This window comes from Chryseobacterium bernardetii, from assembly GCF_003815975.1.
GTDB lineage: Bacteria > Bacteroidota > Bacteroidia > Flavobacteriales > Weeksellaceae > Chryseobacterium > Chryseobacterium bernardetii.
In genome coordinates this window covers 2,029,675-2,051,293 of the sequence record NZ_CP033932.1, presented here as the reverse complement: position 1 = coordinate 2,051,293, position 21,619 = coordinate 2,029,675, and the positions used below count along the sequence as shown (strand labels likewise).

Sequence of the window (21,619 nt, the reverse complement as noted above, 5' to 3'; positions counted from 1 at the left end):
TTCTTTATTTTTTTACATTCTCAGCCTTTCTTCTTCAAGATCCAGCCTTGTTAAATAATGTCTTATATATTCTTCGTCAATATTCGGATTGCGTCTGTTTTCTTCCCTAAGCCAGATCCTTTGCTGCTCCAGGGTTTCAAAATAAATTTCTTTGGCTTCATCAGACATCTTATGCACTGAATTTTCTTTATCCTCCTGTTCCCAGCGGTCCATCAGTTTGTTGAAATATTCGTTTTCGTTTCTTCTTTCTTTATAATTTTCATTAAGATATTTCAGGGCAACACGTCTCATCTCTTTCCTTAGAAAGTATTCTGATTCTTCTTCAGAAAGATATCCGCCTCCCGTATCCGATACATTGAGTTTTGTAATAAGTGCCGGCAATGTAAGCCCTTGAATAATAAGAGTTGCTAAAATCACGATAAAGGTAATAAAGAGGATGAGATCACGATGAGGAAAAGGCTGCCCGTTTTCCATCACTACAGGAATTGATAAAGCGGCTGCTAACGAAACCACTCCACGCATTCCTGTCCAGCTCATGAGTACAGGAGCCTTCATCCCGGGATTTCTATCTGCTACATTAATGAAGTTTCTCATAATCAGGGTAACGAAGACTGCTCCAAAAGAGGATAAAAAACGTACAATAATCAAAACAGCTGTAATGAGTAAGCCATATGTGATGGCATCTGAAAGACTTATTCCTTCTTTATCTAACCCTACCATAATCTCAGGAAGATCCAATCCTATTAACAGGAACACAATTCCATTAATCAGAAATACAAAGCTTTCCCATACATTGGAACCTTTGAGCCTTGATTCTGAGGTTCTGAAAATTTCATGTCTTCTGACGGAAAGGAATAATCCGCCGCTCACTACTGCCAAAACACCAGAGGAATGAACTTCTTCTGCGGCAATATACATCACATACGGAGCCACTAAGCTGAGAATAGCATCCATATTGACATCGGTAGGGAATATTTTTTCAATTTTGAGAAAAATATATGCAAGTACAACCCCTATTGCCAATCCTCCGAATACCATCCAACCAAAGCTCACAACTGCATCCTGCCAGATAAATTGTCCGGTTGCTACAGCTACCATTGCAAATCTGAAAATAATCAGAGAAGAGGCATCATTGAATAAGCTTTCACCTTCTAAAACAGTAGACAGGTTTTTTGGAACTTTTACAAATTTTAAAATGGCACCCGCACTCACCGCATCCGGCGGAGAAACAATTCCCCCCAATACAAAACCTAATGCTAATGAAAAGCCGGGAATATAGGAGTTGGCAACAAATGCTACCGATACAGCTGTAAGAAATACCACAATAAAAGCAAAACTGGTAATGATGCGTCTCATTTTCCAGATTTCTTTCCAAGAAACCGCAAAGGCGGCTTCGTATAATAACGGCGGCAAAAAAATGATAAATATAAGTTCGGGATCAATTTTTACTGGAGGCAGGCCAGGGATAAAGCTAATGAGCAAGCCCGCAATCACCAATATAATGGGATAGGCTACTTTTAATCGATTGGCCAGCATAATGGCTCCAATGATCACCAAAACCAGTCCCAGGTAATAAATAAAATTTTCCACCATCTGTTTCTCAGTTAATTTTTAAACCAATTTATATAATTTTTAAGAAATACGATTGCTTTTTGTCTGGTTTTCAAACTTAACCGACAAATATCTATATTTCCTCTTATCGGTAGATTCTTGGGGCACTTAAGGTTTTCATGCTCGTTGTACGGACTTACAATAATGATAAAATTATATCTTTTAAGCAGTATCTTTAGGATAGATATTTAGGAAAACGGCTAGATTTACTATTTTATTATCATTATAGTAAAAAGGTCAGCACCCCGCTCTCCAATAGTAAAGATTTCTACCGAGCAGTACTTTCCGGAACATACATCTGTTCAGGATAATAAAAAAAGCCGCAGTGTTACCGCAGCTCTGTACAAAATTGAAACTAAGATATGTTCTTTAAAACTATGACATTACATGTGTTTTTTCTGTTATTGTAGTGTAAACTTCTGAGGTAATGTTGTCTACAAACCTCCATTCTGCATGGGATTCTCCTGCCGTAAATTTTACATGCAGATAGCCTCTTTTATAAAGATTGGCATACTCCAGATCATCAATTAATGATGAAAATGCCTGAGCCAATGCAATGGCCTGGCCAGGGTCTGATGTGATGCCAAGATAACCTTCAAGACCTGGTGAGGAAACAGAGCTGCATGCTAATTCGGTTCCGATGACTTTCCCCTGTGCATTGGTGAGTGTCCCCAACCATGCATTATGTGTATCTCCTGCCAATACTACTACTTTTTTACCTGCAAGGATAGAATATAGCTGCTCTCTTTCCATGAAATATCCGTCCCACGCATCCAGATTATAAGGTAAGGTAGTGGTAATTCTTGCTATTTCCTGTGGAGTAAGAGTAGGATCCTGAGCTTTGTGTCTGGCTTTTAAGACCATCAGTTGAGCAATTGTACTTTGAAGCGCCTGCATAGTAGCTGGCTGTGCACTTCCTAATTTTTTGATTTCAGCTAAAATCTGATTCAGGAGCATCAATAATTCTGCGGGTACCATCATCTTGGTCATGAGGATCTGTTGTCCCAATACTTTCCATTTAGCAGTATCGGCATTGATCTGAGATCCTAACCATGCCATCTGCTCGTTTCCGATTAATTTTCTATTTGGATCTAAAAAAGCAGTTTTAAACTTCACCTGGTCGAAGTTTCCTGCAGTATCAAGATAATCAGAATATTCTAATTGTTTATCTCTTGCAATTACTCTTGTATCCATCATATACAGAGAAACAATATTTCCGAAGCTGAAACTTCTGTAGATTTTAAGGTCTTTTCCTGTCTTAAGAGGAATATATTCACTGTATGCCTGGAAGGCTGCTTTTTTTCTTAACTCAAAATCACCTTCGTCCGGCTGATGGTTCTCTGCCCCGGATTTATAGGTATCATTTGCAAATTCGTGATCGTCCCATACACAGATAAAAGGCTTTTTCTGATGAGCCAACTGAAGATTTTTATCGCCTCTGTATTGCCTGTATCTTTCTCTGTAATCATTTAGATTCAGGATTTCCTTTGCTGGTTTGTGAGCTCTTCCAAGCTGATTGGTATAAGGGTTTGTTCCGTATTGTCCCGGAGCATATTCGTAGATGTAATCACCAAGGTGTACTACTACATCTGCTTCAGATTGGGCAACAGCTCCGTATACATTGAAAAGCCCTGCAGGAAAGTTGGAACAGGATACTACTGCCATTTTAACATCATTTACAGAATCAGTTTTAGACGGTAAGGTAATAGTTTCACCTATCACGCTAATTTCCTTAGTGGCGAGGTTATAAAATCTATAGTAATATTTGGTATTAGATGGAATATCCTGTACATCTATTGCCACTGTAAAATCATTAATCAGTGAGGCATTTGCTTTTCCTCTTCTTAAAACAGTGGAAAAGTCGCTGTTTCTACTTATTTCCCAAGTGATTTCCGCTTCTGCTCCTCCAGAATATCTTGTCCAGAGAATGACTCCTGTTGCTGTAGGGTCAAAACTTGCAACTCCGGTATCAAAACCTGATTTTTTAAGATCGTCAGGAGCCGCTCCACCTTCGGTAAAGTTATCATCACTACAACTTATAATCAAGGGAGCAATGAAAATTCCTCCAGCTGCTAACAGTGAATTTTTAAGAAATCGCCTTCTGTTAAGTAGATTGTTATTTTCCATCATTACTTTTTTCTGCAAAGCAACGGTATCCGTGGAAGAAGGCTGTTAACTGTGTTTTAATTATTTTTTATGATTTTTTAAACATACGTTTAATGCCATGTATAATAAATCTATATACAAAATATATGTTCTAATAAATAAAAAACCGCTCACATTATGTAAGCGGTTGATTTTCTGTGGTCCCACCTGGGCTCGAACCAGGGACCACCTGATTATGAGTCAGTCCAGTATGTTTATCAATTAATTTCATTTATTTTCATTTAGTTGATTATCAATATTTTAATCAGATTTCAATCTTCATTTATTTTCAATCATTTTCATCCTTTTATACGAAATGTTGCAGTATTGTTGCAGCAGAATTTAAATCTATAATTTGGTATGTAAGTATGTAAAAGTTGCAGTTTATGTAAATTAGATTCGAATCACTCTCTACAAAAACAAGCTTTCCAAAAATCAGTTATTCAAATATTCGGTTGACATATACAAACCTATTAGCAAAGTACATCAACTTTATTTCCCTCGATGGGACATAATAGATATTCCAGTAGGTTACTTTTTCAGATGTAAACTTGAATATGACAGTACTATCTGGAAGAGTTTCAGAAGTAAATTCCGGGAACCTTTCTGATAAAGCTTTATTCATCCTGTTGTAATAGTATTCTGATTTATTGTCAAACTCCAATATCACAGCTTCCAGTCTATCCCAATAAAATATAAGCTCTGTTCTATGGGGAATAAAGCCCAGAAACTTCTTGACCTCACTTCCAACCCAAAGGTAACTGATATATAAATCATTCTCCGGGATTCTGTCCGGCAGTGTTATTAAGCTAAATTCCCAATTATCATACTGATAACCTATTCTAAATGGTATTCGTGGTTTCATGATTTGATTTTAATAGTAAAAACCACCTACTTTGAGGTGGTTAATGGTTGATATTTGGTTATTTTCAGGTTCTCTGCTTCATTTATTCTCCTGATAAGTACTTTACCACGATTAACAAAGTAAAGAAGACGAAAAAGCCTGTTAAAAACGTTTTCCAGAATTCCTTATCTTTGAGAGCTATGGGCATTGGTCTATGGTCATCTAAAGGGCTTTTAAAACGGTCTCCTTCATTGATAAAACGAATAAGGCTACCAAAGAATAAGCTCAACAATACAGAAACTATGATCAATACTGGTGTTATGATTACCAGGAGTAAATATTTCATATTTGATATAGATTAATTGGTTTTACGACAAACTGCTTCAAATAGCCCTTCACTTACTGAACCTGGTACAATTCTTCTTGTAATATTCGAGAACTTTTGATCTCGATTAATAAGTTTCCCGGTAGAGTTATACTGTAATATTTCTCCTCCTGTGTAGGTTTTTCCACTGCAATCAAAGTTCATATACTCCAAATAATGCCCGGTATCGATTTTCTTTGATTTTCCATTCTTACCCTTTGTTTTAGAGGTATAGTTATACTTCACCCAAACATCTACAGACATGATGGTCTTATCAAATAGCTTCTGGGTCTTGTCAATTTTTACATAATACCTTTTACCATCTACAGATGTGGTTACATATTGAAAACCTTGGTCATCAAACGATTTATCGTATTGAGGAATATATATTGAATCAACTCCCTGTTGACTAAGTATAGGAATTGATAATAATAAAACTGTAATAAATAGTAGTTTTTTCATAAGTGCATTTAAATGTTAAATTAAAACTTGTCATATATGACATTTACATAGGCAAATATATCCAGTTTCTTTGACTTGTCAAATAAGTCAAGTTGGAAAAATCTGAGATTCAAATAATCGTAGGAAAAAGAATTAAGGAATTGAGAATACAAAAAGGTATTACTCAGGTTGAATTGGTGGGCAGAATGAGAGGTGAAATTGATCCTACTAATATTTCCAGAATGGAATCCGGCAAAACTAATATTACAATTTATCAGTTATATAGACTTAGTGAAGCCTTAGAAATTCCGATGAAAGATTTCCTAGATTTTGAACTGCCGAAAGAATAAATTTTGGCTATTAATACTAATCTTACTGAATTTCAGATACCAGGAATATAAAGAAGTTTGTAGTGTATTATGCAGGAATGCATTGAAGCAACATATTTAAAATCCATTCTCTTCATTAAAACTATAATAACCTTTCCTAGTGATAATCAAATGGTCTAAAAGTGATATATTCAATAATTCACACGCATTCTTTAAGTTCTTGGTTATTGTTTGGTCTGAACTGCTGGGATTAAGGTTTCCACTAGGATGATTATGTACCAGTATCAGTTGAGTAGCGTTGCACTTAAGAGCTACAGCCAGAATAATCCTTATGTCTACTACAGAACTGTCAATACCGCCTTTTGAGACGTTATAGATGCCTAATACGAAGTTTCCTTTATTCATCATAATTACCTTACATTCCTCCTGAAATTCAATAGTACCCATGTTCCAGTTTTCAATAATCAGATTGTAGGCTTCCTTATGGCTGTTTATTCTTATTTTTTCAAGATTACCTGTATTATATGTAACAGATATTTCCATTAATTTATTCATTATAAAATAGATTTGTTGGTGAAGAGTAAAAAAGTGACAAAGTGCCGGAATATCTGAAAACTATTTTTTTTCGATCTTCATAAATCTACTCTGGTTGATTTGAGCGGATTATGTGATTCTGAAAATTTTAAAGTTTTACAAAAATTCGGCACTTTGGCACTTTGTATGTTGAAAGAAGCTGTTATGCTTCTGTTAGTACATGTCTTCCATTTCTTGAAAAGGATTCCATATCAGTAGCAAAGCTATCGCTTACCTGCCTGTTAACAGTATTCTTTGCTCCTGGTTCCTGTGGTGAGTACACAAATCGGTGATGAAGGACAATCACTTCTCCTGTATCCTTAACTGTATATTCGTAGGGTTCACATTCCTGCTTAACGATGCTTCCCTGCATTTGTGTTCCAATAAGAGCTTGGCAAGTAAGTTCATCAAATGTCGATGAAATGGAAGCCTTCTTGGATGTTGCATAGAACTGATTTGTAGTTTGGCTCATAACCATTTCAATTCCTCCCTGAACTTCTAGTACATAGAATGCAGTTCCATCTTCTTTTTGTCTTTGTTTGTAGTTGATAATTGTTACCATTGTTTTTTGATTTTTGAGTTAGATAAAGCACCAGGAACAAAAGAACTATGAACAATAGTACATCAGCTATCACCTTGATTGTATTACTGCCTGCGAAATTTTTCTTTATTATTACTGGTGGGGCGGGTACTTCCCTGCTCAGAACTCGTGGGGGTGTATTGTATAGGCGGAATCACAAATAAATGCATATTGTTAAATTTTTTTTCTAAAAAAATTTTTCTCCATACAATGCATGTTGTAATCCCTTACGTTTATATACTGAAATACAATAAAAATTCCTGCAACATTTATCGCAGGAATCTGGTAATATTATCAGTGGACAAAAAGTGTAAACATTTTTGTCTCAAAATGGAAGCAATTCCAAAATTATTCATAATTTCTCATGAATAATAATTATTGTAATCATCTTCATCTTTTAAAGCTCGCGGTAAAAAATCACCAGCTGTCTTTTGAATATGTACCCATTGTTCATATTTCAAGATTATCTCTTTTTCAACATTATAGATTTTAAATGATAATTCTCTATTATAAATAGCAATCTCTAAAAAAGGAGATTTATTATCATTAAAAAAAACCTCTAAATAGGGATATTCTGAATTAATATCTCCAACTTCTTCTATTCTAATATCATTTTTTTTCATCTTGTAGAGAAGGTCGAACAAATTCTATAAATTGCCTTTCTATTACTCCGAATTTTTCAAAATTAATTTTTGCTTCTCTTAAACTTACAGTATTTGCTCCGCCATTATAGTCGATATCGTGAAGTTGAACCCCATCATCTTCCCAATAACAAACTGGACATATTTGAAATGTATTATCAGCTTTATATTTAAGAGTATAATATCCGCAACAAGGGCACGGGAATTCTCCATATTTGTTAGTGTCCATATAATTGTACTTGTTTTAAATAATAATCCATACCTCCTTTAGGGCGAAAAAAGGTTTTAATATATGTTAGGAACTCACCTGTGGATCTATTATATCAAATTTCTATCATTGTTTAAAAATAAAATCAACAGCTTATCATGAAGTCCACTGGGTACATTTCTAGTTCTATAATTTTATTTTTTTTGTAAAATATTTTTCATTGAATTTATGTAGAAATATGAATTAGACTGTTCATTAATATGAGATAAAATTTCACTTAAAAAGAGTATGCCATCTTTTTTATTTAATAATATATGCTCATTATGCTTATAGGAGGATATTTCAATTTCAATAAATTTCTCACCTATAAAACTGTGTAATGATGTATCATTTAGACATATCTCTCCTAGGCTCATTAATTTCTCCTTATCTAATTTTTCATTATAAATAAAAGCATCATCATTTGGTTGATTGATTGATGAAAATTTTACACAAGGATATGATTTATCTCTATTACCTATAAAACATACTTTTAGATAATCAATATTATCAATTTGCCTTTTTTCACAAGAAAACAATGAAAAGAAAATTATCAAACCAACAATGTATTTTCTGAAAATTATTATTATATTATTATTTTTCATACCGTGTTATTTAATCCAATTATATGGTTTTGTTGTTTTTCTAGTTTCAAAATTCATTAAATAAATATTTCCTCCTACAGTTTTATTAAATCCATACCAAAATGTAGAAATTTCATATGCTGTATTATTTTTTATCCCAACCAAAGATAGTTCAGCTCTCCAAAATTGTTTATAAAACCTAAAAGATCTACTAGGACTGTCGACAAAATCCAATGTATAAGGTCCTTTATTTGACATTAATTTATATTCTTCATTTGTATAATAATATGGAGATAAATCATCTTTAGCAGAACCTGTGGGGTCATTGTATTTATAAAATCTTGGCGCACTAAAAATAACAGAATCAACATGACTATTTGTTCTAATTGTTTGTACAAAGTTATAATTTGAATATTTTTTAGAGACAGCTTTGAATCTTAAGTATATTTCAAGGCCATTATCTGTTTTCTTATATTTTTGTACTTTCATTACACCAATGTATTCCCCATCTTTATCATATATCTTAAATGTTGAATCAGGTTTATGGTTTAAATAATTAAAAGCCGTTACAATCAATCCTTGCCCTGCGCCCATCCAGAAATTTCCTCCTCCCAGTACAGATCCAACCCCTCCACTTACTGCTCCATTAAATAAAGCAAAACCATCACTTCTTAGTATGCTGTTGTCTCCAAGCTTATCTGTTGCCAATCCTAATAGATCATTAGACACACTCGTAAAAGCACCACTTAAAGCACCACCCCAGAAATTTCCTCCTTGTATGAACGACATTACTCCCTGTGTTAAAGAATGGGCGCCCGCCTTGGCCACAATTGTCCAGGTAGTTCCTAAAGAGTTGGCAGCCTGACTTCCGATCTGGAAAATTTCCCCAATACCATTTGCTATTCCCGCACTGGCATACGAAATAATAAGGTTACCTGTAAAACGAGATAAATCAAAAGGAGCTTGGGTATAATACATCGTGAATATCTCTGAAACTATAGCTGCTACAGCTGGAATCCACCAAATAAACTCTCCACTTGGGTCATTGTACATCAATGGATTATTCATTACATACCCATATTTGTTATAGTTCTGGGTATTGGTCGGGTCCTGAATATTTTCATCCGCATTTAAGAACCTTCTCAATAAAGGATCATACAATCTACCATTCATGTGGATGATTCCAACCTCTACAAAATGTTCATGGCTTGTGTAGCACCTGTCTACTAATAACGAAGCATTATCAATTATATTTTTATCGGTGATAATGGCTCCGTTTCCAATTTGCAAATGAGTAAAATTACCCCATGCATCAAAATGTCTCTGCTCTAATTTATTTCCTGCTTCATCACTGATGGCTAAGATACTTCCAATATAATCTTTATGTAAAAATTTGTAAGAACCGCTGCTCTCTGTAAAGTTTTTTAAATATACAATATTTGATTCATATGGTGTTCCACCTATATAAATGATATGCTTTTCTTTTCCGGTAGTATTGTCTTTTGCAATTTCATAGCTTCCGTCTTCACTATAATATTTGGTAAACTTTCCTTCTCCATCTGTACTGAAGTTACCTCCATAAGTAACCCTTTGTCTCATGGCGGTCAAGCCATACTGAAAGGCAACATCTCCTTTTTCACCATCGATGAATACAGGATCATTGTTTTCGTTATACGTAATGCTTTGAATTAGATCATTGTTGTAGTTCTGGATTCCAGCAGCATTTAATGTCATACCAGTTGGCTGGTAGATTTTTGCAGAATTTTCAAACTTAATCTTTCCTACCTGATCGTTTTCCAGGATTCTTCCTTTTACATCATAAACGTTACGGGTTGCATTTTGTACTTTAACTCCTGTTACCGGATTAGTCCAGTTAACAAGTCTATTGTTATCATCATAATCAAATGATTCTACAATATTGAAATCACCTCCGGTTGTTCTGCTTTTTAGCTCGTTTTTAATCCCGTCAAAAGAATAAGAAAGTTGCAGGATACCTGGTTTTACCTGTGAAGAGTGGCTGACATTAGTTAAGAAACCACTTGTATCATAGGTGTTGTTAATATCCGCAGCTCCTAATTTGGCTTTCAGTACCTGGCCTTTTGCATTGGTCTCTTTGAGTTCCCACAGAACTTTTCCTGAGTTTTTATCCTTTACCTGGCTGAGTTCACCATTCCAGGCATTGTACACATTTTCTATTTGTACTTTGGTTAAAGTACCGGAAGAATATAGTTGTTTCTCATAGGATATTACCCTTGCTTTATCATCATAAGTTATCCCTTTCTGAATAAAATACTTGCCATTGCTGCTTTCAGATGCAGATAATAATCTTCCTTGTGGATCATAGGAAACATTATTACTATATGCCTGGCTTTTAGAAGTTCCTGACTTGGTAATAACTCTTCCTTTATTATCATAAGTAAAAGAAATCGTCTTATTCGTTACCTGTCCACCATCGGTAGTAGAAAGTTCTTTTTGAGAGGTTAGCTGTCCTAGATTATTATAAGTATATTCCTTCGTCCCTTTTGGGCTGATGATCTTCTTAGGCTGCCCCAAACCATCATATTCATATTTATACAATCCATTGGAAGGATCATTAAATTCTGATTTTCTTCCCCATGAATCATATTTGGTGGTAACAATATTTTCAGCATATTGAGCTTTAATTTGCTCTCCTGCAGCATTATAGGAAAACTGGATTGTTCCTCCTTTATCTATAGTTGATACTATATTTCCTAATGCATCTGCTGTTTTAGAAGTTGTCCTTTGATAACCGTTGATTTCCTTAACGGTTGTTGTTAAGCCGGTAACGGTAGTTTCTATTTTTTTACCCAGAAAGGAATGTATTGTCCCTCCCAAATCAAATGAGTTAACAAGTGATATAGATGTTATTTTAGTAGGGAAAATGGTATCATCATATTTCAATGCGTTCCACAAGCTTGGATTTTGCCCCTCAAAATAAGGCTCACTTTCAAATGTTTTTCTACCCAATACATCATACCGAGCATCCTGAGAAATAAACTGACCTTGCCCAAACGCCTTGGTGGATGTTCTGTATTCCTGCCCAAACCTGTTGGTAAACTTTTTGGTGATATCACCATCTGGATCGTACTGGATAACAATGATGTTAGAATTATTATCCCTTTCATACTGGTAGGTGGTTATCCCTGTCAGATTGGTCTTAGAAGTGAGGAGCTTACCCCAATTGTCATAAGTATTGCTAAGAGTATTTCCCAGAGGATCTGTTTGCTTCTCAATCTGGCCCTGATCATTATAGCTAATATGAGTTTCCAGTCCTAAATTATCCGTTTTCTTGACTGCAAACCTTCCTTTTGGATCATATTCTGTTTTTAAGGTTTGTGTTTGGGAATCTACACTATTGGTGGTTACTTTTTGAGTGATATTTCCAAAACCATCATATTCGTAGGTTTCCTGTAAATAGCCTGTATTATCTCTGTTCCATGTTTTGAAGCTCTTAAGCAGATTATCTTCATATATATATTCTTCCTTGGTCGATTTGGTATCCCCATAGGCTTGTACAATATCGGTTTTGATTTTTGGTTTACCGATGCTGTAGTTATTTCCCGGAGTAATATTAGGTGGATAGTATTCCAGTTCTGATCTAATAATAGAAAAGCCATCGTTAACGTTTGTTACAGACTTTTTAGGAAGATATAAATTATCATATTCTTCAACAGTATGGACTGTCTTTACATTTTTTAGAAAGTCTTTGGATGTAGTAATATATGGGTTGACAGCAAGAACAATTTTAGGTTTATCAGCATCTGTAACTGTTGTCACTACATTCCCGTTGAGAAGTTTATCTATTTTGTATTGATATTGTTTAAATGACAATAACTGGGTATTGTCTAAAGAAATATCATTCGGAAATATTTTCGTTTCGTCCGTAGTTCTTATAGACCAATCCTTATAGGGTAATCCTTCATTAGTAGGGTTTATTTCAGAGCCACTCCAGATTTTTGTGTTCTCAAAACCACTGGCAAAGAATGTTGATCTGGCTGTTTGTCTAAAGCCAATCGTCCCTTTGCCATGTAAATGCCCAATCAGGTCTCTATATCTAAATTCTTGTATTCTTTCTCCCTGAATAAGCTTGGAAACTACATTATAATTAATGCTTTCCCCGATATTTACATAAGGATATGCAATAGCATTGGTGTTATAATAAGATTTATAAACATTTTTATCATTAACTAAACTGGAATATTCAACACTTGTAGTCAATCCTCCTTGTGCAACTGATTTTATCCTTGAAATCGTATTAATTTTGCTTCCAAAATCCCAGATTATTAATTTGGTTTTATGGGTTATAACAAATTCTGTATTAAGCTGGGCTACACGGAATGTACCAAATAATGGAAGGTAATGCTCTCCATACATGGAATAATTAATGTCCTCGGAATCAGCATCACCACTTTCGGTGGCCTCTTTTGGAGCAAGGCTATAAACATTAGTAAATATAGGTTTTCCATTAGTATCTATTCCATCATTTCTCAAATAATTAAAACCATAGCTAGAATCCGGATTATTGATAGCCCATTCTCTAAACCATACTTCAGATTGGAATTGAAGAAAATCACTTTTACCGTCTTTATTTAAATCAGGAGTTGCATACGTTCTGACTGTATTTCTATATTTTGTTCCTGATCCTGTATAATCTGGTTTGTATAAGAATAGATTAGAATAATATTCTTTTTTAAAGCCAGTACCAGTAGAAATATACATCCTCCAATCTGATGAATCTTCTGCTATTGGGGCAATTATGTCTGTTTTACCATCTCCATTGAAATCTCCCATGTACAGAATATCATCCAGACTTTCTTTTGCGGTGGAAAACAATTTTATAAAATTGTTTTGACTATCTAATTCATATACTCCAATACTTCCGTCATCTTCAATCTTTAAAAAATCTGTTTTACTATTACCATTAAAATCTGCAACTTTTGGAATCTTATATTTAAGCAGCTCATTTCCAGGTGATGATTTTACATCAAGTAGTTTTGCAGTATTATTTTTAAGGTCTATATAGAAAGTATAAACACCTCTCTTTTTTATTACTTCTCTTACCTGATTTGCTCTATATATTTTATGTACGATTTTTTTTTCAACAGTATAAATAAATTCTGACAATCCATCTCCATTAAAATCGCCTTCTGTAAAAATATGATTGGAAAGATTAATACTAACATACCCCCCATTAGGAATATTATTTTCAAAGCCGTCGGTACTAGATAAACCACTATTTGATATATCAAAACTTTTATTCATTATTTCCTGCATTGAGCTGTTATTGAACGAATAACCTCTCATTTTAAAACTGCTGGTTCCTGCATTAAATGTGAAAAATATATTTTTAGAAGGAATTATCCCATTTAAATCATAATATGTTCCTTTTCCTGCTGCTGCTCCTTCGTAATTAATTGAATAAAAATCGTTACTGTTATCTAGCCTACTTAATGTTAATTTACTGAACCGTATAAAATCCAATTTTCCATCTCCATTAAAATCCCCAGGAATAACATAATTACCATAAATATCATCAAACCTTGCATCCTGTCTAAATGTATTGGAAAACGATGGATCTGTCTCATATTCAAATTTAACAGGGTTAGCTGGCTGATCATCTGTATTATACTCTGTAATGCCGTTAGCAAACTGGTAACTTGAACCATTATTAGTATATTCTACAGCATATCTTTTAAATTGTTTTCCATTTGAACTTACCTTAATTTCCTTTAGTAATCTATTTTGTATAAATTCAACTCCGTTCATGTAATTAATTTCCTTTAATGTTCTTTCATCAAAGTAGATAAACTGAATGGTGTTAAAACGAGGCTTACTTAAGACATCATTACCTCCCCAATTTATGTTTGAAATCACTGCAACATTACTGGACTGTGTATAATCATAGGTGATATAATTTCCTTTGGGATCCCTCCATTTCACAATATTATAATCTAAGGGTGTCCTTGCCGCATTGGCTCCGGATGTAGTTCCTCCATACCAGGCCTGAGAGCCGTCTTCAAAGGTTACTTCCCAGTATTCAGGTCCCTGCCATGTTTGTCCTGTAATTGCTCCAACAGATTTTATTTTAATATTGGAATATTTTTCAGTAACATATTCTGCCCCATCTTTACCATATTCACCGGATTTAAGAATTAATCTCTGCCCATTGAAGCTGTAATAATCAGAGTAGTCAAGCTGAATTTCTTTGACATCCCCATCTTTTTCAATATTCTTTCCTATTCTTGAAATAGCTGTAATACCAGATAAATTCCAGGCATAGCCAGCAATTCCATTTCCTGCGCCACTGGTATAAACAAGGTTGATCTGTGGTGCTATAGATTTTACCCCTGGTGGTAATGCAATGGGTAAAGTAAACTGCAATTGTCCGGCTCCATTTACGTCGATATTTCCTTTAGTATCATGGAAGCTTTTTCCATCAGGAGCAGTAGTTCCTGATGGGTTACTTGCTCCTGCTCCTGAATCCACAGGTCCTCCTCCTGAGCTTTCTGTAGAAGGGCCAATTTTAGCTATAAAAGGATTGGAAACATCAGATTTAGCATGAAATCCCTGCGCCAGAACCACTGTTTGTGGATCCTGAACTGTACGGGATGTGCTTTCTGCCTGATACAGTATGGTCTGTGAAAAGCCCAATACCGAGCACAAGGACAGTATAAATGGTAAAAATAATTTCATATTTGTTGTTTTTTGTAAATTGTTCTGGTTAAAAGTTTATCGTTTTGTGATATTTCTGCTGAATACCCTTCCATCTTTTAGGGTAAAGCGTAATACATATACACCCCAATCATAGCCTGTCATATTGATTTTGATCTGCTTGTTCAAATCAGGTGTATTCTGCTGCTGGAATTTCCAGTGTACAGTGCTGTGCTGATAAAGAGAGACAGATTCTATCAATCCATCTACTTGTTCTGTCCAGTCTATGGTCAAAACATCATTTACAGGAACAGGATACAGCCTTATCTGTTTCCAGAAAGTTGCTTCATCCATAATTTGAGATTGAGGAGCAGGTTCACTTTGGGCTACAGCAACAGTTTTAGCTTCTGTTTTTGTAGGCTCCTGTGCTGTTTTTCCTGCTGAATTTGTTCCTCTGTATCTTTGATTTCCTGCTTCATCGTACTTAAAATACACTTCAGTTTGGGAATAACCTAGGAAACCTATAAATAAAGAGAATATCGAAAGTAGTTTTGTTTTCATTTGTGGCTATTTAATTAATAATAATTTCTGAACTTGTTGTTTCAACTGTTCTAAATCTTCAGATTGTTGTCTAAGTTGTTCTTTCTGGGATTTGATCTGCTTATTCTGTTCAATGGAGTAAAGAGTCAGTTCTTCAATCTTTTCCAAAAGTTTTGCATCCATTTCACCAAGATTTATTCCCTCTTTCTCTACATCTTTTGCAGATGGAATATTGGGTAAATGTCCTTTTTCTGTAATATGCTGTTCAACATCTTCTAGGGGACGAAGCTTATAGTCTTTTCTGAATACATAATCTGCCCAAACATTAATTTTTACCTCAACTTCTTTAGCATATATTTTGCCGTCAAATCTTGCAATTCCGTTATTGAAAAATTTAATCCATGTACCACGAGTGCCATCATTGATACCAATGTAAGATGTACCATCATTATTATCGTTGGGAAGAGCTAGTATGATATTATGGGTTTTTCCTAAGTTTCTAAGCACTGTATCTCCAGCTTTTTCCGAGTAGCAACCATCACATCCAGCCTTAGCAATTTGAAATCTTCCTAATGAATTGGCAACTTCAACAAGAGTACTTTCACTATTATAAACTCTTAGCTCTGCCGGAGAAGCTGTATCAATATCATTCAAACCTATTCTTGCATCTCCTGCTGGCAATAAACGAAATCCCGCATTATTATTAGACTTCAACACTAAAGGTTGATTATCTGTAGTCCCGATAAAATTAGTTGCTGGATTAATCCCAGTATTTCCGTTTAAATTCCATGATTGTGCAAATGTAAATGATGACACTAATAATGTCAGCGAAAATAATTGTGTTTTCATAATTGTGTATGTATTAAATATTTATGTTTTAGGTTTTCCCACAAAAGTATATATTTTTTTTCACATGATAAAGAGTTATTTAATGGATTTAGTATGAACATTCTTAATCTTACTTTTTATCTATTCTTTAGCAGTTATAGTGCAAAGCTATCACAACAAAGCGACAAAACTTGACGTATAAAAAAATAGATTTGCTTTTTGTTTACAATGTTCTACTACTTGTATTGCATGTAAAAAAACTACCCCAATTAAGGGGCAGTCTATCTAGCTCAAAAACCAACAGTAATCAGAATTACCATTGAGCGTTTTCTGAATACCTTTGGTAAAATCAAAAGCGTTCAGATTCCTATCCAGGAAAGTATCTATATATGAAGACTTATTGGCCTGTGTGAAGAGGTTATACACTGACCATAAATTGATATTTCCATCTTCCTGCCTGCAAAAGTTCTTATCTTCGTAATAATCCTTTGCCATCGTATTAATATGGCTGTCATTGAAGTGAAGCAGAGGAATATTCTGTTTCTCTGACTTTGGTAAATGTTGATACAACCTGCTTCTACCTATAAGCTGTGCGAACTGATGTTCAGAGAGAGAATCATGGGTAAGCTCCTTCATCTCCTTTAAATGAAGCTCTGCATCATAATTCTGCATAACATCCAATGCTTTGGAATACAACTCCTGAGTACCGGATACCCTCATATCTTCCTTGAATCCATCTGTTGATACACATAAATTACAGCATACCTGATTCTGAAAACCGATGAAAAACTTCATTCGTTCCAATGTCTTCTTATTATAAAGATTCTCCAAATTATAGCTTCTGACACCACCTATTGTGAGTGATAGTCTATTTCCATTTACTATATCTGTTATACAAGGAATCCTGATAATAAATGCCATTCTTTCATAATAAATTGTTTTTTGATGATCCAATAGGTCTTTTACACTTAGGTGTATGGCATCCGGTGTCCTGCCTTTAATCTGATGTGATACCCTTATTTCTGGTTCTGTAATGCTCTGCATGGGAAATACCTTTTGTGCAGCATTCATCACCACATCAATAAATTCCTGATGAGCAATTGTTTTTTCATTATCTTTACTGAAAACCGGGATAATACAGTCATTCTTTAAATGGTAAAGATTGACCGCTTGTGTATTGGCTTCAATGAAGGGCTTGTGTTCATATTGTATCACTTCCATTGGTTTGTGTTCCTGGTGAACTTTAATTCTTTGAAGAGAACTATTAAAATCCTGATAATCATCACTTTGTTCTGATTTTACTTGTTCTTTTGATTTTGTTTCAATTGCAACAGAACCAGGAATAAAATAATCCTGATTTGAATGGTGGGCAGTATCACTATTCATCCTGCTTTCATACAAAGAAATTTCTTTGATATTATGCGCTGGTCTGAGTTCAAATGCTTCTTCTAATGTAGCTGGCCTGATTTTATTAATGGTGTCCATTGGTTGAAAAGTTTTGTGGGTTGGATAATTTGATTAAGAATGATTTTATGGCTTCATACTCAGGCTTTAATTCCTGCTGATATTCCGGGTACTGTTTGTAAATAGCCAAAAGTTCTGCAATCGTATTGCTGGTGCTGATTCTATTGAGAATACTTTCCTTACTGGTATTACTGTTAATACCATATTCTTTAGGGAAGCGCTCATTACCAGGACCAAAATAATCTGTTGAATTTGGAGGATCAATAGAAGGTTCAGAAGAGGTTGCAAAACTTGCAGTTTCTGCAATACCGGAATTACACCAGTCTAAAATCATTCTCCCTGTTTCAGAAGTGATAATAAATTCAGGTTTGTTCATAAATAACCCTGTGCGGTCCTTACTTGCCTTAGCTAAATGGTTTTCATTGACTAGCTCAAAATTTATGGTTAATTCATACTCAAAACCATCTCTAGTAATCTCTTTTGTTCCATGTTTCACTACTTGGGTTTTGCCATTGCTTCCAACATCTAAAGAATAGTCTATTTTTCTCCTGGTAGTGGTAATGATATGACAGCTTGATTGCAGGATTTTATTGATAAATGCTTGATGCCTTGGAGTAACATTAGCCCAGTCCTGAAATCTACCACCCAGTTTCTCGTGAATATCAAGACATCCACCACTACCATTCCATTCATGGCTTGCTGAATCTATGATAATGACTTCAATTCCTGATTTCTCACACAATTCAATAGCCTGAATATATCTTTCAGGAGAGTAAGGAGCTTGTAGATCAAGTACATTATAATTTCCTAAGTCTGAATAAAGAGAAGCAGAGGAGTTTTCTGTATCTATAACAGCTATTCTGCTCCAATCCTGTGTCATTCCATAGGCTAGTAGAAGTGCTGACTTCGTTTTACCGAATCCCGAAGCTCCTGATAGTCCTAATCTGAGCTTTACTTGTTGTCTTTGTGATTGTTTTAATTGCATACGTTTTAAAATTTAATGGTTAATATTCTTTGTTTAAATGTTAATTTTTTAAATGAAAAAAGGTTAATCTCATATTGAAATTAACCTTCGGCTATTATTGATTCTTTTGTATCTAATCTTATAATTCTATTAGTTTGTTTATTTCCTGGTCCAAATCTTCATTTTCAAAATCTTTAAGATAGGTCATCGTAATTTGAACGTCACTATGGCCCATCATCTCTGAAATCTTTGAAACACTTGTTCCTAAATATTTCAGTATAGTTGCAAAACTATGTCTGGCAACGTAAGAGGTAACAGATTTTTCAATACCTGCCAATTTTCCAATTTCTTTTAATTTGGAATTGTACCTGCTTAATACCTTATGTTTCCTATTAGCAATCTGGACAGGTGTCAAATCATCTTTCAGTAGAATCGGAAATACATATTGACTGTTTCTTCCCTGAGCTTTGTATAGATCTATTATCTCCTGCATGGTAGGATTAATCTCGATACTAAAACTGGCTTTAGTTTTAGACCTTACGTAATAAATCCTACCGTCCTGAATATCTGTCCATTTAAGCTTCATAATATCAATAAAGTTCATTCCCCTTGCGTAAATAGAAAACATAAAATAGTTGTATGCTTCAAGTAGATGTGGAGACTTGGATAAATCAACATCTCGGAGCTTTTTAAACTCCTCTATACTGAGCGCCTTTTTATTATTTACTGATTTGAGCTTTGAAACTTTATAAGTCTCAAATGGGTAATTTTCTTTCGTGATAAGCTTACGTTTTATAGCCTTGTTGACCAATGCTCTTAAATGTCTCATCTTAAAGCTTATTCCACCGTTACCGTTCCCTCTCTCTCTTAAACTGACTTCATACTTTTCCAGCAAAACAGGGGTAATATCCCTAAGTCTTAATTTCTTACCTCCAAAACTCACGAAGGAATCTTTGGTATCTTTATATGCCTTCGCATTTCCAATCCTTCCTGACCGAGTTAGTTCATCAATAATTTCATCAAAGAACCCAGCTACAAGGACATTCTGTTCCATTGTTCTATTCTTGAATTTATATTCAAACTCATCAAGATCGAAGTTTTTGTCCTCGTTCTGAAAGTCTCTTATAATCTTATTAGCCCTTGCCTTGAAGCTAATAAGTAGGTTATTTTCAACTTTATAGTCTGGATGCCCTTTCAGGAACTGCTCATTTTCAAAGTGTTCTTTCTTACATTTTAAGCCTAAAGCGATATTTTTTCTTTTTCTATCCTTGATAATTCTAAGGTATACTGTGTACAAATTATTAGACATAGGTCTACTGTCAAGTATAAATTTGATACTTGTGTTCATAATTTATTAATTTTAAAATTGAAGAAATAACTGCCCAATGGGACATTGGTTATATTGGGCAGTTAGATTAATTTAAATGTGTTTGAATTTGCAGAAACTGCAACTTTTACATCCTTTACATGAAATTTCTGGTTCTTCTATAAAGTCCATGTTTTACTGGAATGATGACCTTTCTTTTTTTCCATTGCCGAAGCTTATCATCTATAGTTCTTTCCGGTATATCATGTTTCTTTCCTAATTCAACAGCTTGCGCTCTGGTAAATGGATTACTTAATTCAAACAATAACTTTTCATCATTTTCTGACAATATACCGTCATCAAATGAGTTATAAGTAACCAATGAATGTTTTAAAAATGTTTTTGTTATTCTTAATGCCAACATAAAATCCAGATTGGAGCATATTAATTCTGGACAATTCATACCAGGAGCTAAAATATCATCTATATTACGTAGAGCAGTTAATATCATGGCTACTCTGAATAGAATAAGTCCATGCCTATTAAGGTTAGAGATAAAGGACTGCGGATGAGAATCTAATATCACTCCATGCATAGCAGTAAGTGCTTTGAGAAATTTTCCCACTTGATTTTTAGTGAATTTAAACTCGATTTCTTGTCTACCAGGATGTGACAACGCTGCATAGAGATCAAACACTTTTTTCGCTTCTTCTTCAAATACAGCATTATTGTTCCTGGTACCTGTCGAGAAAACATTCTTAAACTGACTGATTTCATCAAACGTATAAACTATAAATCTCGAATACAAACCATTTTCCTTAGACTGAATCAATGTTTTTAATTGCTCTGGTGTCCCACTCATCACTAAAGACAACTTCGGTTCTTTAATATCTTCAAATATCTTCTCTATTTTTCTACTTATAGATATAGGTTCGTGATGGAAGCACTTTCTCAATATATCAGAATAATTACTCCAGTCATTATTAAGCATATTGCTCATAGTATCCGCCTCCGATTCCATAATAAGTAATCCATATTTAGACGATCCCATATAGGTATACATTTCAGCAGTGGAAATATTTGCAGGCATTGTTTTAATCTCTATTGATGGGCATGGAACGTCATCCTTATCTTTAGAATCTTTCTTTTTCTCTTTACACTCTTTTTCTGCCTTAATACTATTTTTCAATGTCTGATCATGAATTCTATCAATTAAAATCCTTGATTTATTCATTACTCCTTTGCCTGATGCTGCCGGAGCACTAATCAGTACATACAGATTAGGATAAATCTTATCTCCATCATAGGTCCCATAAATATTGGGCAAACAAGTGCTCAATACTCCCAGAGCTGATGTTAATACAATATCTCTTTCACGTCCTGTAAATGGCTTCGTAATATTTTGTAATATTTGAGGTAAACGATAATATACTCCTCCTTCTATTAAATCATTGGTGATACCACCATTTATTTTAATTTTTTCCAT

General features: G+C 34.4%; 18 protein-coding genes. 1 reads left to right on the top strand and 17 read right to left on the bottom strand.

What is annotated here, in order from left to right; translation table 11 throughout:
- Nucleotides 1-12 precede the first annotated feature (12 nt).
- The 5 genes from EG339_RS09415 to EG339_RS09395 form a co-directional block, all read right to left on the bottom strand.
- On the bottom strand, nucleotides 13-1,593 hold the full coding sequence (locus EG339_RS09415; protein WP_123869962.1) for a Na+/H+ antiporter: 1,581 nt from the start codon (nucleotides 1,591-1,593) through the stop codon (nucleotides 13-15).
- Between the two features lie 393 nt (nucleotides 1,594-1,986).
- Complete coding sequence (locus EG339_RS09410; protein WP_123869961.1) at nucleotides 1,987-3,741, bottom strand: alkaline phosphatase D family protein; 1,755 nt, start codon at nucleotides 3,739-3,741, stop codon at nucleotides 1,987-1,989.
- Between the two features lie 454 nt (nucleotides 3,742-4,195).
- Nucleotides 4,196-4,621 carry a hypothetical protein gene (locus EG339_RS09405; RefSeq protein ID WP_123869960.1) on the bottom strand — a complete coding sequence of 142 codons (426 nt, stop codon included), beginning with the start codon at nucleotides 4,619-4,621 and terminating at the stop codon, nucleotides 4,196-4,198.
- Nucleotides 4,622-4,703: 82 nt separating this feature from the next.
- Nucleotides 4,704-4,946 carry a hypothetical protein gene (locus tag EG339_RS09400; RefSeq protein ID WP_123869959.1) on the bottom strand — a complete coding sequence of 81 codons (243 nt, stop codon included), beginning with the start codon at nucleotides 4,944-4,946 and terminating at the stop codon, nucleotides 4,704-4,706.
- 12 nt (nucleotides 4,947-4,958) lie between these two features.
- Nucleotides 4,959-5,426: a surface-adhesin E family protein gene (locus EG339_RS09395; RefSeq protein ID WP_123869958.1), complete on the bottom strand. Its 468-nt coding sequence runs from the start codon at nucleotides 5,424-5,426 to the stop codon at nucleotides 4,959-4,961.
- Between the two features lie 92 nt (nucleotides 5,427-5,518).
- Here EG339_RS09395 and EG339_RS09390 point away from each other — a divergent pair, with 92 nt between their 5' ends.
- Nucleotides 5,519-5,755 carry a helix-turn-helix domain-containing protein gene (locus tag EG339_RS09390; RefSeq protein WP_123869957.1) on the top strand — a complete coding sequence of 79 codons (237 nt, stop codon included), beginning with the start codon at nucleotides 5,519-5,521 and terminating at the stop codon, nucleotides 5,753-5,755.
- 96 nt (nucleotides 5,756-5,851) lie between these two features.
- On the opposite strand, the gene EG339_RS09385 is transcribed toward EG339_RS09390, so the two are convergent.
- The 12 genes from EG339_RS09385 to EG339_RS09330 all read right to left on the bottom strand — a co-directional run bounded on the left by EG339_RS09385 (nucleotide 5,852) and on the right by EG339_RS09330 (nucleotide 21,619).
- Nucleotides 5,852-6,289 carry a JAB domain-containing protein gene (locus EG339_RS09385; RefSeq protein WP_123869956.1) on the bottom strand — a complete coding sequence of 146 codons (438 nt, stop codon included), beginning with the start codon at nucleotides 6,287-6,289 and terminating at the stop codon, nucleotides 5,852-5,854.
- Between the two features lie 181 nt (nucleotides 6,290-6,470).
- Nucleotides 6,471-6,869 (bottom strand): hypothetical protein, encoded by a 399-nt coding sequence (locus EG339_RS09380; RefSeq protein WP_123869955.1) that lies wholly within the window; start codon nucleotides 6,867-6,869, stop codon nucleotides 6,471-6,473.
- Between the two features lie 380 nt (nucleotides 6,870-7,249).
- Nucleotides 7,250-7,510: a hypothetical protein gene (locus tag EG339_RS09375; RefSeq protein WP_123869954.1), complete on the bottom strand. Its 261-nt coding sequence runs from the start codon at nucleotides 7,508-7,510 to the stop codon at nucleotides 7,250-7,252.
- Nucleotides 7,497-7,757 carry a CPCC family cysteine-rich protein gene (locus tag EG339_RS09370; RefSeq protein WP_123869953.1) on the bottom strand — a complete coding sequence of 87 codons (261 nt, stop codon included), beginning with the start codon at nucleotides 7,755-7,757 and terminating at the stop codon, nucleotides 7,497-7,499. Before EG339_RS09370 ends, EG339_RS09375 begins: the two co-directional genes overlap by 14 nt.
- Nucleotides 7,758-7,930: 173 nt before the next feature.
- A complete protein-coding gene (locus tag EG339_RS09365; protein ID WP_123869952.1) occupies nucleotides 7,931-8,380 on the bottom strand; it encodes a hypothetical protein in 450 nt (149 codons plus the stop codon).
- Nucleotides 8,381-8,386: 6 nt separating this feature from the next.
- Nucleotides 8,387-15,073 (bottom strand): SpvB/TcaC N-terminal domain-containing protein, encoded by a 6,687-nt coding sequence (locus EG339_RS09360; RefSeq protein ID WP_123869951.1) that lies wholly within the window; start codon nucleotides 15,071-15,073, stop codon nucleotides 8,387-8,389.
- Nucleotides 15,074-15,109: 36 nt separating this feature from the next.
- Entirely contained in the window at nucleotides 15,110-15,592 is a 483-nt protein-coding gene (locus EG339_RS09355) for a hypothetical protein (RefSeq protein WP_123869950.1), read from the bottom strand.
- 6 nt (nucleotides 15,593-15,598) lie between these two features.
- On the bottom strand, nucleotides 15,599-16,420 hold the full coding sequence (locus EG339_RS09350; RefSeq protein ID WP_123869949.1) for a cell wall anchor protein: 822 nt from the start codon (nucleotides 16,418-16,420) through the stop codon (nucleotides 15,599-15,601).
- Nucleotides 16,421-16,684: 264 nt separating this feature from the next.
- Entirely contained in the window at nucleotides 16,685-17,884 is a 1,200-nt protein-coding gene (locus EG339_RS09345; protein WP_123869948.1) for a DUF3871 family protein, read from the bottom strand.
- Entirely contained in the window at nucleotides 17,871-18,848 is a 978-nt protein-coding gene (locus EG339_RS09340; protein WP_123869947.1) for an AAA family ATPase, read from the bottom strand. Before EG339_RS09340 ends, EG339_RS09345 begins: the two co-directional genes overlap by 14 nt.
- Nucleotides 18,849-18,966: 118 nt before the next feature.
- A complete protein-coding gene (locus EG339_RS09335) occupies nucleotides 18,967-20,175 on the bottom strand; it encodes a site-specific integrase (RefSeq protein WP_123869946.1) in 1,209 nt (402 codons plus the stop codon).
- A 115-nt stretch (nucleotides 20,176-20,290) separates the two neighbouring features.
- The gene (locus EG339_RS09330) at nucleotides 20,291-21,619 is read right to left on the bottom strand and encodes a DUF3987 domain-containing protein (RefSeq protein WP_164466427.1); all 1,329 of its coding nucleotides are present in this window, start codon (nucleotides 21,617-21,619) and stop codon (nucleotides 20,291-20,293) included.

Excerpts from the sequence above, each read along its gene's own strand:
- EG339_RS09415 (WP_123869962.1), bottom strand. The coding sequence starts at position 1,593 with ATGGTGGAAAATTTTATTTATTACCTGGGACTGGTTTTGGTGATCATT.
- EG339_RS09410 (WP_123869961.1), bottom strand. The coding sequence starts at position 3,741 with ATGATGGAAAATAACAATCTACTTAACAGAAGGCGATTTCTTAAAAAT.
- EG339_RS09405 (WP_123869960.1), bottom strand. The coding sequence starts at position 4,621 with ATGAAACCACGAATACCATTTAGAATAGGTTATCAGTATGATAATTGG.
- EG339_RS09400 (WP_123869959.1), bottom strand. The coding sequence starts at position 4,946 with ATGAAATATTTACTCCTGGTAATCATAACACCAGTATTGATCATAGTT.
- EG339_RS09395 (WP_123869958.1), bottom strand. The coding sequence starts at position 5,426 with ATGAAAAAACTACTATTTATTACAGTTTTATTATTATCAATTCCTATA.
- EG339_RS09385 (WP_123869956.1), bottom strand. The coding sequence starts at position 6,289 with ATGAATAAATTAATGGAAATATCTGTTACATATAATACAGGTAATCTT.
- EG339_RS09380 (WP_123869955.1), bottom strand. The coding sequence starts at position 6,869 with ATGGTAACAATTATCAACTACAAACAAAGACAAAAAGAAGATGGAACT.
- EG339_RS09375 (WP_123869954.1), bottom strand. The coding sequence starts at position 7,510 with ATGAAAAAAAATGATATTAGAATAGAAGAAGTTGGAGATATTAATTCA.
- EG339_RS09370 (WP_123869953.1), bottom strand. The coding sequence starts at position 7,757 with ATGGACACTAACAAATATGGAGAATTCCCGTGCCCTTGTTGCGGATAT.
- EG339_RS09365 (WP_123869952.1), bottom strand. The coding sequence starts at position 8,380 with ATGAAAAATAATAATATAATAATAATTTTCAGAAAATACATTGTTGGT.
- EG339_RS09360 (WP_123869951.1), bottom strand. The coding sequence starts at position 15,073 with ATGAAATTATTTTTACCATTTATACTGTCCTTGTGCTCGGTATTGGGC.
- EG339_RS09355 (WP_123869950.1), bottom strand. The coding sequence starts at position 15,592 with ATGAAAACAAAACTACTTTCGATATTCTCTTTATTTATAGGTTTCCTA.
- EG339_RS09350 (WP_123869949.1), bottom strand. The coding sequence starts at position 16,420 with ATGAAAACACAATTATTTTCGCTGACATTATTAGTGTCATCATTTACA.
- EG339_RS09345 (WP_123869948.1), bottom strand. The coding sequence starts at position 17,884 with ATGGACACCATTAATAAAATCAGGCCAGCTACATTAGAAGAAGCATTT.
- EG339_RS09340 (WP_123869947.1), bottom strand. The coding sequence starts at position 18,848 with ATGCAATTAAAACAATCACAAAGACAACAAGTAAAGCTCAGATTAGGA.
- EG339_RS09335 (WP_123869946.1), bottom strand. The coding sequence starts at position 20,175 with ATGAACACAAGTATCAAATTTATACTTGACAGTAGACCTATGTCTAAT.
- EG339_RS09330 (WP_164466427.1), bottom strand. The coding sequence starts at position 21,619 with ATGGAAAAAATTAAAATAAATGGTGGTATCACCAATGATTTAATAGAA.